A 13,065-nucleotide genomic window follows, 5' to 3' on the forward strand; every position below is an offset into this window, starting at 1 on the left:
GAAGAGCAAAAGAAAGGAAAAGAATTATGGCAATCAGAGAAATCAGAGTCGTAGGCGACCGCGTATTAACGAAAAAATGCAGACCGGTGGAGGAGATGACACCAAGAATCATCGAGCTGATCGACGACATGTTTGACACGATGTATGAGGCGAACGGCGTAGGTCTTGCCGCACCGCAGGTCGGCATTTTAAAGAGAATCGTAGTCATGGATGTGGATGGAACACCGCATCTGCTGATTAACCCGGAAATTCTGGAGACTTCCGGAAGTCAGACCGGAGCAGAGGGATGCTTAAGCCTTCCGGGAAAATCCGGTACGGTAACCCGTCCGAATTACGTAAAGGTAAGAGCACTGGATCGCGACATGCAGCCGTTTGAACTGGAGGGAACCGAACTTCTTGCCCGCTGCATCTGTCACGAGTGTGATCACCTCGACGGACATATGTATACAGAAAAAGTAGAAGGCGAACTCTGGGACAACACGTACGATGAGTATGATGAATACGAGGACGAAGAGTAGGCCGAAAAGATAAAGGAGATGACTTTAGATGAAAGTGGTATTTATGGGAACCCCGGATTTCTCCGTGGGAACACTTGAGGCACTGGTGGAGGCCGGCTATGAGATCACAGGCGTTGTGACACAGCCGGACAAACCGAAGGGCCGTGGAAAACAGATGATGCCGACACCGGTCAAGGAGGCAGCCGAAAAACACGGTCTTCCGGTTTACCAGCCGCGCCGCGTGCGGGACGCAGAAGCGATCGAAAAGATCCGGGAAATGGAGCCGGATGTGATTGTTGTTGTTGCTTTTGGCCAGATTATTACAAAAGAGATTCTTGAGATGCCGAAATATGGATGCATCAACGTACATGCATCCCTGCTTCCGGCCTACCGTGGTGCAGCGCCGATCCAGTGGGCGGTGATGAACGGTGATCAGGTAAGCGGTGTTACGATCATGAAAATGGATGAAGGCATTGATACCGGTGAAATGCTTTCGAAAGTGGAGATTCCGCTTGCATCAGATGAGACCGGCGGCAGTCTTTTTGACAAACTTTCGGCAGCCGGTGCAAAGCTGCTGGTGGAGACGCTTCCTAAAATCGAAAAAGGCGAAATTACACCGGAAAAGCAGCCAAAGGAGAGCACGACAGCGTATGCACGAATGATTAAAAAAGAGGACGGAAGGATTGACTGGACGAAGAGCGCCATCGAGATTGAACGCCAGATCCGTGCGATGAGTCCGTGGCCGAGCGCGTTTACAAAAGTAAACGGAAAGAACCTGAAAATCTGGGATGCAAAGGTGATTGCCATGTTGGGCGGCAACCTGTTCTCGAAGATTCCGGGGCAGGATCCGACGAAGAATGCCGGAAAAGTCTGGGTGGCAGATGAAACCGGCCTTCATGTAAAGACAGGCGACGGCATTCTGGTGATTGAAGAACTGCAGCTCGAAGGAAAGAAACGGATGAAAATCGCCGATTTCCTGCGCGGCTATTCCATCGAACCTGGTACCAGACTGGGAGAATAAAGAAAAAAGCAACCTGAAGTTGAGGCGGGGAACTGCACAGCGGCTTTTTTTGCTGTGCCCAAGAAAAAGGAGAAAAACGATATGGGACTTTTTTATGACAGTACGTATCTGCTGGTGATTCTTGCCGCACTGATTTCCATGGCGGTATCCGCCCGCATGAACACGATTTTTGGCAAATATCAGACCGTCCGCTCGTACAGCGGCATGACGGGACGCGAGGCGGCGATGCGCATTCTGCATCAGGCCGGCATCTACGATGTGACCGTCCGCCACGTATCCGGTAAGCTGACCGACCACTATGATCCGCGGACAAAAACCGTGAATTTATCGGATGCGGTTTACGATTCAACCTCGGTCGCAGCGATCGGCGTCGCAGCGCATGAGTGCGGCCATGCCGTACAGCACAATACGGATTACGTGCCGCTGAAAGTAAGAAGCGCCATTGTTCCGGCAGCGAACCTTGGATCCCAGCTTTTCTGGCCGCTGTTCCTGATCGGACTGATTTTCAGCCTTCCGATGCTGGTAAAAGCCGGGATCTGGCTGTTTGTGCTGGCACTGGCATTCCAGGTGGTAACACTTCCGGTCGAGTTCGATGCGTCGAGAAGAGCATTAAAAATGCTCAGTGAGGGCGGTATGGTGACAGAGACGGAACACGACGGAGTCAAGAAAGTACTCTGGGCTGCAGCCATGACATACGTGGCCGCGGTGATCGGTTCTCTGCTGCAGCTGCTCCGGCTGCTGATTTTATCCGGAGCATTTAGGAGAAATGATGACTGATACAATCAATACAAGAGAGCTGATTATGAACATTCTGCTTGAGATGGACAGGGAGAAAACGCCCTGCCATCTTGCTGTAAGGGACGCCCTCGATAAATACCAGTTCCTGCCGCGGCAGGACCGTGCGTTTATCAAGCGGGTCTGCGAGGGAACCGTGGAATACGGCATCCAGAATGACTACATCATCAATCAGTATTCCAAAATCAAGATCAACAAATGCAAGCCGGTGATTCGTGCGATCTTACGGATGTCGGTGTACCAGATCCGTTTTCTTGACGCAGTACCGGATTCGGCAGTCGTCAATGAGGCGGTGAAACTGGCGGAAAAGAAGCATTTTTACAACTTAAAGGGCTTTGTCAACGGCGTTCTGCGCACGATCGTGCGGGAGAAAGATCATCTGCCGATGCCGAAGGAGAACAATACTACGCAGTATCTTTCCGTGAAATACTCCATGCCGGAATTTCTGGTTGAGGAGTTCGTATCCCAGTACGGAAAAGAAACGGCAGAAACGATGATGGCGGATTTCCTGAAAGAAAAACAGGTGACGATCCGTATCAACCGCTGGAACAATACGATCGAGGAGACGAAGAAAAGCCTGGAAAGCCAGGGGGCAGAGCTGGAAAAAGCGCCGTATCTTGGCGAGGCGTTCTATCTGAAAAACTTTGAGACGATCGCATCACTGAATGCCTTCCAGGAAGGCCGGTTCCAGATTCAGGATGTGAGCTCCATGATGGCGGCGCATCTGGCGGATCCAAAGCCGGGTGACCAGGTGCTGGATCTCTGCGCGGCACCGGGCGGAAAGAGCCTCCATGCAGCAGATAAAATGAGAAATCAGGGATGCGTGGAAGCGCGTGATCTCACCGAATACAAGGTCGATCTGATCCGGGAAAATGTGCAGAGAGCAGGTGTTTCCTGCGTCGTGCCGAAGGTAAAAGATGCGGAACAGCTCGATGCGGAATGGATCGGAAAAGCGGACGTTGTGATTGCAGACCTGCCGTGCACCGGATACGGCGTCATCGGCAGAAAGCCGGATATCAAATATTACGCTTCAAAAGAAAAAGAAGAGGAGCTGGTACGGATTCAGCGGGCAATCCTTGCAAATGCCGCATCGTACGTAAAGCCGGGCGGCACACTGCTGTACAGCACATGTACCGTCAACAGAAAAGAAAACGGCGAGAATGCCGCATGGTTTCTGGAACAGTTCCCGTTTGAAGCAGTCAGTCTGGATGAACTGCTGCCGGATGAGCTGAAAAGCGGAGAAACGGCCAAAGGACAGCTGCAGCTGATCCCGGGGGTACACAAGACAGACGGATTTTTCCTTGCAAAATTCCGGAAAACAGAGGAAGGACGGGCGTAACAGATGGATATTAAATCAATGACCTTAGACGAATTAAAGGACGCCTGCCAGCAGATGGGAGAAAAGCCGTTCCGTGCCAAACAGTTATACGACTGGATGCATCATCGTCTGGCGGGCAGCTACGATGAGATGACGAATCTCTCGCTTGCCTTCCGGGAAAAATTAAAGGAACAGTATCCGCTTACCTGTCTCGAAAAAGTGCAGGTGCAGGAGTCCAAAATCGACGGAACGAGAAAATACCTGTTCCGCCTTAGCGACGGCAACGTGATCGAGAGCGTCTGGATGAAGTACCACCACGGAAATTCCGTCTGCATCTCATCCCAGGTCGGCTGCCGGATGGGCTGCCGCTTCTGCGCGTCCACAATCGGCGGACTCGTGCGGTGCCTGACTCCGTCGGAGATGCTCGACCAGATTTACCGGATTTGGGAGGACACCGGGGAGCGGGTCTCCAATCTGGTTGTCATGGGAACGGGTGAGCCGATGGACAACTACGACAATCTGGTGCGCTTCGTGCGGCTGCTTTCGAGCCAGGAAGGACTCAACATCAGCCAGAGAAACATCACTGTTTCCACCTGCGGAATCGTGCCGAATATGTACAAATTGGCAGATGAGGGACTCCAGATCACCCTGGCACTTTCCCTTCATGCGCCGAACGATGAAAAGCGCCGCGAGCTGATGCCGATTGCCAATAAATATTCCATTGATGAAATTCTCGATGCATGCCGCAATTACTTTGCAAAAACAGGCCGTCGGATTACATTTGAGTACTCTCTCGTTGGCGGGAAAAATGACAGCGAAGCCGATGCAAAAGAGCTTTCCGCGCGGATTTCGGATATCAACTGTCATGTAAATCTGATCCCGGTCAACCCGATCAAAGAGCGCGATTACGTGAAATCAACGAAAAAAGTCGTAGAGAATTTCAAAAATAAACTTGAAAAATACGGAATTAATGTTACTATTAGAAGGGAAATGGGCGCCGATATTGACGGAGCCTGTGGACAGTTAAGAAAAAGTTTTATCGATAAATCAAACGAACAGCCGTAAAAAGCGGCTGTCAATACAGGAGAAAAAAGCATGAAGGTATTTTCTGCAACCGATATCGGACAGAAACGGACGATGAACCAGGATTTTGTGTTTGCCTCCGCCTCTCCGGTCGGAAACCTTCCGAACCTCTTCGTCGTTGCAGACGGCATGGGAGGCCATAACGCGGGCGATTTTGCTTCGCGTTACGGTGTTTCTGTACTGGTGGAATCTGTAAAAAGGGATACGAATTTCAACCCGGTGCGGATCATTCGGCATGGAATTGAAGCAGCAAACAGCCAGATTTTTGAGCAGGCAAAACGAGATATATCCATGGAAGGCATGGGTACGACGATGGTAGTAGCTACGGTTGTCGGCAACTATGCCTACGTTGCAAACGTAGGAGACAGCAGGCTGTATCTGGCAGCAGATGGCACGTTTGACCAGGTGACGCAGGACCATTCCCTGATCGCAGAGATGGTGCGCCTTGGAGAACTCACTCCCGAGCAGGCGCGGAATCACCCGGACAAAAACATTATTACCAGAGCAGTAGGCACACAGGATACCGTAAAGATTGATTTCTTTGACATTCAGCTTGAAGAGGGCAATCAATTGGTGATGTGCTCGGACGGCCTTTCCAACATGGTAACGGATGAGGAGATTTTCGAACTCATCTGCCGAGAAGACGGTGAGGACAAGGCGAAACGTTTAATTGATAAAGCAAATGCAAATGGCGGCAGAGACAATATCGCAGTCATTGTCGTTGAACCATTTACAAACGAGGTGAAAGAATGTTAAAAGAGGGCGTTATTTTAGGAGAACGATATGAGATCATAAGCCGGATCGGTTCCGGCGGTATGGCTGATGTCTACAAAGCAAAAGACCACAAGCTGAACCGCATGGTGGCCGTCAAGGTTTAAAACCGGAATTCCGGGAGGATAAAACCTTTATCCGCAAGTTCCGCACGGAGGCACAGGCCGCAGCAGGACTGTCCCATCCGAATATTGTAAACGTGTACGATGTCGGGGAGGACCGCGGCGTTTACTATATCGTCATGGAGCTTGTCGAGGGAATTACTCTGAAGGATTACATTGACCGCAAAGGAAAACTGAGCGTAAAAGAGGCAACCAGCATCGCCATTCAGGTTTCCCTTGGTCTTGAAGCAGCACACAACCGCAATATTGTACACCGCGATGTCAAACCGCAGAACATCATCATTTCCACAGACGGAAAAGTAAAACTTTCCGACTTTGGTATTGCAAAGGCAACTTCTTCCAATACGATCAGTTCGAACGTTATGGGAAGCGTACATTACAGCTCTCCGGAGCAGGTGCGCGGCGGATATTCGGACTATAAGAGTGATATCTATTCCCTTGGCATCACCATGTACGAGATGGTAACCGGAAGAGTGCCGTTTGACGGCGATACCACCGTTGCCATCGCAATCAAGCATCTGCAGGAGGAGATTGAATCTCCATCCAAATATACCCCGAACCTTCCGTTCGCACTGGAGCAGATCATCTTAAAATGTACCCAGAAGAGCCCGGACCGCCGTTACAATAACATGGCGGAGCTGATCGACGACTTGAGCATTCGCTGATGGAGCCGCAGGGCAATTTCGTAAAAGTAACTCCGTTAAGTTCTCACGCCGAGACTGTTATGGTATCCGCAGAGGAGTTAAGCCAGATCCGTTCCGGCGCAGCAGCAAAGGCAAATGCGCAGACGGCAGAGGAGCCGGCCCGCAAGCGCTACAGCAAGATCGAGGATGAGGAAGAGGACGAAGATTACAGCTACGAGGACGAAGAAGACGAGGATGAGGACGAAGAAGAGGATGACCGCGATTCCTACGATGAGGATGACGACGATTCCTACTACGACGATGACGACGACGATGACAAAGCCGGAAACAAACTCGAAAAGATCATCACAATCGGCGGTTTTGCGATTGCAGCCATCATCATCTGCATGCTGATCTACTTTATTGCACAGGCAGCCGGCATTGTCGGCGGAAAAGGACCGACCGCAGCTTCTTCCAGTTCCGCATCATCTTCGAGCAGCACGGAAGTTGTTTCTTCCAGCAGCAAAGAAGAGGAAAAAGTAACCGTTCCGGATCTGACCAACAAAACCGAGGCAGATGCCGTCGATCTGGCAAACAGCCTGAACCTTGGTGTAGTCAACGGCGGAACCGAGGCATCGGATGTCATTGAGGCAGGAAAGATCTGCCGCCAGGATCTGAAACCGGGAACGAAAGTCGATAAAAATGCAACGATTACGTATTATGTAAGCTCCGGAAAAGAAACCGTAACGATTCCGACCGGCATTGTTGGAACACAGAAAGACGCTGCAAGTGCTGCACTGACTCAGCTGGGACTGCAGGTTTCCACAACAGAGGATTTCAGCGATACCGTTGCAGAAGGCTTGGTTATTTCCGTTGACCCGTCAGAGGGAAGTCAGGTTGCGCCGGAATCTACCGTTACGCTGGTGATCAGCAAGGGATCCAAGGACGCGGAAGAAATTGCAATCCGTGATGTAATCGGCCTGGATGAGGAGACAGCAAAATCAATCCTGAGCGATTTCAATATTATTGTGAAAACAGGAACCAGCAGCAAGGTGGCCGAGGGCGAAGTCATGGAGGTTGACCCGGCAATCGGAACCAAAGTAAAGAAAGGTTCTGACGTTACGATTTATGTCAATAGCCCGAGTGCACAGCCAACGACGCCGGATGAGAATACACCGACCCCGACACCGGCAGAGCCGGGCGCAAATACCGCTACGGATGTTACCTGGTCCTGCAGCCAGACCTTAAGTGCGCCGGATCAGTATCAGGGTGGTATTGCAAAAATTGAGCTGATCCAGGATGATGGGAACGGAAACGAGACCTCCATCACCATCATGGACGGACAGGCCATTACGAGCTGGCCGTATTCTGTCAACACCAACTGGAGTGCTTCATCGTCTGCTTCTTCTACCGGAAGAATCGTCTTCTATGAGATGGATTCGAGCGGAAGTTATCAGGCAATTGCACAGTACCCATCGGTTCCGTTGAGTGAAGGTTGAGTATGACAGGAAAGATTATGAAAGGAATTGCCGGATTCTACTACGTAGACGTGGAAGAATCCGGCATTTATGAGTGCAAAGCAAAAGGAATTTTCCGGAAGGAAGGCCAGAAACCGCTCGTCGGAGACCTTGTGGAAATCGAGATTCTGGATGAAGCGGAAAAAACAGGAAATATGACCCGGATTCTGCCGCGAAAAAATGAACTGATCCGTCCGGCAGTAGCCAATATCGATCAGGCGCTTGTGATTTTTGCGCTGGAAAATCCGACCCCGAACCTGACGCTTCTGGACCGTTTTCTTGTGATGATGGAACAGCAGAACGTTCCGACGGCAATCTGTTTCAATAAAAGAGATCTTGCGGGGGAAGATTACACAGACCATCTGCGAAGCGTCTATGAGAACTGCGGTTACCGTGTCTTTACGGTGAGTGCAGCGAAAGAGCAGGGCATGCAGGAAGTGGAAGCATACCTGAAAGGGAAAACAACGGTGGTAGCCGGTCCGTCCGGCGTCGGAAAATCTTCGATCACAAACCGGATGCAGAAAGAAATCCAGATGGAGACCGGAGAGATCAGCAAAAAGCTGAAAAAAGGAAAACACACGACGCGCCATTCCCAGATGATCCCGATCGACCATGAGACGTATCTGTGCGATACGCCGGGGTTCAGCTCGCTTTATACAACCGATATGGAAAAAGAGGAGCTGAAAAACTTTTTCCCGGAATTTCATCCGTACGAAGGAAAATGCCGTTTCCTCGGCTGCATCCACGGAAAAGAGCCGGGCTGTGCCGTCAAAGAGGCACTGGAACAGGGAAATATCAGCAAAGAAAGATTTGAAAACTATACCATGTTCTATGAAGAACTGAAAGAACAGGAAAAGAGGAGATACTAGCATGAGCCGAGTATATCAGTTGGCACCTTCTATTTTATCCGCAGACTTCAACCGTCTCGGAGAACAGATCCAAAGGGTAGAGAAAGCAGAGTGCCGGTGGCTTCATATCGATATTATGGATGGAATGTTTGTACCATCCATTTCGTTTGGAATGCCGGTGGTAAAGTCGATCCGAAAAGAAAGCAGTCTGTATTTTGATGTTCATATGATGGTAAAGGACCCGGAGCGGTACGTAGAAGAATTTCAAAGATGCGGGGCGGATATGATCACGGTTCACGCGGAGGCATGCCGCGATCTGGCAGAAACCGTGAAAAAGATTCATGAAACAGGCGCAGATGCCGGAGTTGCCGTAAATCCGGATACGCCGCTTTCTGCGGTTACGGACGTGATGGATCAGGTAGAAATGATTCTGATTATGAGCGTTTATCCTGGCTTCGGCGGCCAGAAGTATATCCCGGAGTCGACGGAGAGGATCCGTACGCTCCGCAGAATGCTGGATGAAAAGGGACTGGAGCATGTGCACATTCAGGTCGATGGCGGCATCAACCGCGCGACCATCGATGAAGTCCTTGCGGCAGGTGCCAACATCATCGTGGCAGGCTCTGCTGTATTTGGCAGCAACATCGAGCAGAACGTGCGCGAGCTGCAGGAAAAAATTTCTTCATACAGCAAAAAGGCAGAATAAGATACAAAAAGACAGAAAAAAGAGGCAGGGAAACGTGAGAACATGTATTATTTCGGGAGGGATGATCGAACCGGATTTTGCCTTCCCATATCTTCAGAAACAGCAGTTTGATATTATCCTGGCAGCAGACCGGGGACTGGAGTTCTGCTACCATTACCAGATTATGCCGACGTATATTCTGGGAGATTTTGACAGTTTATCTCCGGAGATTTTAAATTATTATAAGGAGAACCATGTCGCACCGATCCGGGAATTTAATACCATGAAGGACAATACGGACACGGACATCGCATTTCAGCAGGCGATTGTTCTGGGAAGCAGTGAAATCACGATCCTCGGAGCAACAGGAGGAAGACTCGACCATTTCTTAAGTATTGTGCAGAACCTGAAAACGGCATGGGAGAAGAAAATTCCGGCTTACATCGTGGACAGCCGCAATCTGATTACGATTCCGGTGGAAACTTCGTTTGAAATCCGGAAAGAAGAGCAGTTCGGAAAGTACGTTTCGTTCTTCCCGCTGGAAAAGGAAGTCGCATCCATCACCCTGGAGGGCTTCGCCTACCCGCTCGACCATCACTATCTGCCGAATACTTCGGGTGGTCTGTGCGTGAGCAATGAGATCGTCGAGGAGACCGCGCATGTATCGTACGAGGGCGGCATTCTTCTGATGGTACAGTCAAGAGATTAAAATCCATTGAAATCAAAGAGCCCGTGTGTTATAATTTATAGTTGCATTGGGCTCTTTTTGTGCATAAAAAGAACCCGAACAGAAAAAGAAGCGAAAAATAAAAACAAAGGAGATATAGATTACTATGAAATTAGGTATCGTGGGCCTTCCGAACGTCGGAAAAAGTACACTTTTCAATTCCCTGACCAAAGCAGGAGCAGAGAGCGCAAACTATCCGTTCTGTACCATTGACCCGAATGTCGGCATCGTGCCGGTTCCGGACAAGCGTCTGCAGCAGCTCGGAGATTTCTATCAGTCCAAGAAAGTAACACCGGCTGTCATCGAGTTCGTTGACATCGCAGGTCTTGTAAAAGGTGCATCCAAAGGAGAGGGACTTGGAAACCAGTTCCTTGCCAATATCCGTGAGGTAGACGCTATCGTTCACGTTGTCAGATGCTTCGAGGATCCGAACGTTATCCACGTAGACGGCAGCATTGATCCGCTCCGTGATATCGAGACCATCGACCTTGAGCTGATCTTCGCCGACCTTGAGGTACTCGAGCGCCGTATTTCCAAAACTGCAAAATCTGCAAGAATGGACAAAGAGGCAGCAAAAGAGCTCGAATTCCAGGAGCGTCTGAAAAAACTGCTCGAGGACGGAAAAGATGCCATCCTGATGGAGCTGCAGAACGAGGACGAGGAGAAATGGATCGCAGAGTACAACCTGCTGACCAGTAAACCGGTCATCTACGCAGCAAACGTAGCAGAGGATGATCTCGCTGACGACGGTGCAAACAACTCCTATGTAAAGTCCGTCCGCGAATATGCAAAAGAGCACAACAGCGAAGTATTCGTCATCTGCGCCGAGATCGAGGCAGAAATCTCCGAACTCGAAGAGGATGAGAAAAAAATGTTCCTCGAGGATCTTGGTCTTACCGAGTCCGGCCTGGAAAAACTGATCGCAGCAAGCTACCGTCTGCTCGGCCTCATGAGCTTCCTTACAGCAGGAGAGGATGAGACCCGTGCATGGACCATCAAAGTCGGAACAAAAGCACCGCAGGCAGCCGGAAAAATCCACACCGATTTCGAGCGCGGATTCATCAAAGCCGAGGTTGTCAATTATCAGGATCTGCTCGACTGCGGTTCCTACGCAGGAGCAAGAGAGAAAGGCCTTGTGCGTATGGAAGGAAAAGATTACATTGTCCGCGACGGCGATGTCATCCTGTTCCGTTTCAACGTTTAACACCAGTAGACAAGAAGTCCCCCGCTTCTAAAGCAGTGGGATGAATTGTTAAAAGAAACATAACGGCAGTGGCGGGCGGAGAGAAATCGGTATCCTCCACTGACATGAGGCAGGTCACAGTCGAACTATTTTCGACATGTCAGACTCCGTGAAAATACCGACTGTGAGTTGAAACAATGAACTGAAAATCAGAGAGAATAAAATTTATGGATATGGAAATTAATTTTCCCAATCTCGGGATTTATCTCGATTATGTGGGAAAAAACATCAGTATTTTCGGATTTTCCATTGCCTATTACGGCATCGTGATCGTAACCGGTATGATGATTGCGATCTGGATTGCCCAAAGAGAGGCAAAGCGGACGGGGCAGAACCCGGAGCAGTACCTCGATCTTGCGATGATCGGCATCGCAGCCGGTATTCTCGGGGCGCGGATTTACTACGTTATATTTGCCTGGGACTATTATAAGGATGATCTTTTGAGTATTTTCAACATCCGCCAAGGCGGACTTGCCATCTACGGCGGCATCATCGGTGCCTGCATTGCGGTGGTGATTTACAGCAGAAAGAAGAAACAGAACTTCGGCCTTCTGATGGATACCGCGAGCATGAGCATCGTGTTCGGTCAGATTATGGGACGGTGGGGAAACTTCTTTAACCGTGAGGCATTCGGTGACTACACTAACAACCTGTTTGCAATGCAGCTTCCGGTTTCCGCGGTCCGTGCCAATGAAATCACACAGAAAATGTGGGATCATGTGGTGACGGTAAACGGCGTCGAGTATATTCAGGTGCATCCCACCTTTTTATATGAAAGTTTATGGAATGTGGGTGTCCTGCTTTTTCTTTTCTGGTTTCGGAAAAGAAAAAAATTTAACGGCGAAGTGTTCCTGATGTATCTGATAGGATACGGCCTTGGAAGAATCTGGGTCGAGGGACTCCGCACCGACCAGCTTCTGCTTCCAGTGGTGGGACTTCCGGTTTCCCAGCTCCTTTCGGGGTGCCTTGTGGTGGGATGTACCATCCTGGTGGTATGGAAACGAAAAAAATTATCATCCGGTGGGGAGACAGCCCATTCTTAAGGATAAAACCAGTGAAAAAAACAGAATAAAAATACAGAAAAAGGGAAAACCGGCAAAAAAGGTTTTCTCTTTTTTGATACAAAATTGGTATAAAAAAGGCGGAAAATGCGCATAAAAATGTTGCATTTTGGGGAAAATCTTAAAAATGAAATAGAAAAAAGACCTTGCTATTTTCCCTGAGTTGATATAGAATAAAAACATAAGTGGTAGAAAGTGGTGAAAAGTGGTGCGTTGTGGAGCGGATGTGGCAGTCCGGCTGCGGCGCGATACATGAAGTGGTGCGTGGGGAGACCGCCATTTCAGGTGATAAGAGGGTTTTCATTATGTTCATGGGAGAGTACAGTCATACGATTGACGCGAAGGGAAGATTGATCATACCGTCCAAGTTCAGAGAACAGCTGGGAGAAGAGTTCGTACTGACGAAGGGATTGGACGGATGCCTTTCCATTTACCCAAACGACGAATGGGCTGCCTTTGAAGAGAAGCTGAGAGCCTTACCACTTACAAACAAAAACGCCAGAACTTTTTCCCGTTTCTTTGTAGCAGGTGCTACGTCATGTGAACTGGACAAGCAGGGGAGGATTCTCGTACCGGCAACGCTGCGGGAATTTGCTGGTCTGGAAAAAGATGTAGTCCTTACCGGAAATATCAACCGGATTGAAATCTGGAGCAAGGAAAAATGGAACGAAAACAGCAATTATGATGATATGGATGCCATCGCCGAATCAATGGAAGAGATGGGCATTGTGATCTGATCTGTTTCGTTGGGATA

General features: G+C 49.5%; 12 protein-coding genes and 2 pseudogenes. All 14 read left to right on the top strand.

The genetic code is table 11. The features are described from left to right. The first annotated feature begins 26 nt into the window (after nucleotides 1-26). The 14 genes and pseudogenes from def (at nucleotide 27) to mraZ (ending at nucleotide 13,048) form a co-directional block, all read left to right on the top strand. Nucleotides 27-518 carry a peptide deformylase gene (def, locus tag DXA55_RS11935; RefSeq protein ID WP_117814317.1) on the top strand — a complete coding sequence of 164 codons (492 nt, stop codon included), beginning with the start codon at nucleotides 27-29 and terminating at the stop codon, nucleotides 516-518. 28 nt (nucleotides 519-546) lie between these two features. Beyond that, on the top strand, nucleotides 547-1,518 hold the full coding sequence (gene fmt / locus DXA55_RS11940; RefSeq protein ID WP_117814319.1) for a methionyl-tRNA formyltransferase: 972 nt from the start codon (nucleotides 547-549) through the stop codon (nucleotides 1,516-1,518). An 81-nt stretch (nucleotides 1,519-1,599) separates the two neighbouring features. Next, nucleotides 1,600-2,295, top strand: a complete 696-nt coding sequence (locus tag DXA55_RS11945; protein ID WP_117814320.1) for a zinc metallopeptidase — start codon at nucleotides 1,600-1,602, stop codon at nucleotides 2,293-2,295. Beyond that, nucleotides 2,285-3,652: a 16S rRNA (cytosine(967)-C(5))-methyltransferase RsmB gene (rsmB, locus tag DXA55_RS11950; protein ID WP_306665733.1), complete on the top strand. Its 1,368-nt coding sequence runs from the start codon at nucleotides 2,285-2,287 to the stop codon at nucleotides 3,650-3,652. The genes DXA55_RS11945 and rsmB overlap by 11 nt, the downstream gene beginning before the upstream one ends. Before the next feature lie 3 nt (nucleotides 3,653-3,655). After that, the gene (gene rlmN / locus DXA55_RS11955; RefSeq protein WP_055226967.1) at nucleotides 3,656-4,696 is read left to right on the top strand and encodes a 23S rRNA (adenine(2503)-C(2))-methyltransferase RlmN; all 1,041 of its coding nucleotides are present in this window, start codon (nucleotides 3,656-3,658) and stop codon (nucleotides 4,694-4,696) included. 30 nt (nucleotides 4,697-4,726) lie between these two features. Continuing rightward, nucleotides 4,727-5,470: a Stp1/IreP family PP2C-type Ser/Thr phosphatase gene (locus tag DXA55_RS11960; protein ID WP_022463152.1), complete on the top strand. Its 744-nt coding sequence runs from the start codon at nucleotides 4,727-4,729 to the stop codon at nucleotides 5,468-5,470. Next, a pseudogene (gene pknB, locus DXA55_RS19600) lies at nucleotides 5,464-7,210 on the top strand (Stk1 family PASTA domain-containing Ser/Thr kinase); the annotation flags it as partial. The gene DXA55_RS11960 and the pseudogene pknB, both read left to right, overlap by 7 nt. 42 nt (nucleotides 7,211-7,252) lie before the next feature. Beyond that, a pseudogene (locus tag DXA55_RS19605) lies at nucleotides 7,253-7,729 on the top strand (PASTA domain-containing protein); the annotation flags it as partial. Between the two features lie 2 nt (nucleotides 7,730-7,731). Beyond that, the gene (rsgA, locus tag DXA55_RS11970) at nucleotides 7,732-8,616 is read left to right on the top strand and encodes a ribosome small subunit-dependent GTPase A (RefSeq protein ID WP_055219788.1); all 885 of its coding nucleotides are present in this window, start codon (nucleotides 7,732-7,734) and stop codon (nucleotides 8,614-8,616) included. Between the two features lies 1 nt (nucleotide 8,617). Next, nucleotides 8,618-9,301, top strand: coding sequence for a ribulose-phosphate 3-epimerase (gene rpe, locus DXA55_RS11975; RefSeq protein WP_117814322.1), 684 nt, complete (start codon nucleotides 8,618-8,620; stop codon nucleotides 9,299-9,301). Nucleotides 9,302-9,335: 34 nt separating this feature from the next. Beyond that, the gene (locus DXA55_RS11980) at nucleotides 9,336-9,989 is read left to right on the top strand and encodes a thiamine diphosphokinase (protein WP_147342019.1); all 654 of its coding nucleotides are present in this window, start codon (nucleotides 9,336-9,338) and stop codon (nucleotides 9,987-9,989) included. Between the two features lie 124 nt (nucleotides 9,990-10,113). After that, on the top strand, nucleotides 10,114-11,211 hold the full coding sequence (gene ychF / locus DXA55_RS11985) for a redox-regulated ATPase YchF (protein ID WP_117814324.1): 1,098 nt from the start codon (nucleotides 10,114-10,116) through the stop codon (nucleotides 11,209-11,211). Between the two features lie 206 nt (nucleotides 11,212-11,417). Continuing rightward, entirely contained in the window at nucleotides 11,418-12,293 is an 876-nt protein-coding gene (lgt, locus tag DXA55_RS11990; RefSeq protein WP_117814325.1) for a prolipoprotein diacylglyceryl transferase, read from the top strand. Nucleotides 12,294-12,616: 323 nt separating this feature from the next. Beyond that, a complete protein-coding gene (gene mraZ / locus DXA55_RS11995; protein WP_022461070.1) occupies nucleotides 12,617-13,048 on the top strand; it encodes a division/cell wall cluster transcriptional repressor MraZ in 432 nt (143 codons plus the stop codon). The last annotated feature ends 17 nt before the right edge of the window (nucleotides 13,049-13,065 follow it).

Origin of the sequence: Blautia sp. OF03-13, assembly GCF_003460685.1 — a bacterium.
GTDB classification, from domain to species: Bacteria; Bacillota; Clostridia; order Lachnospirales; family Lachnospiraceae; genus Fusicatenibacter; species Fusicatenibacter saccharivorans.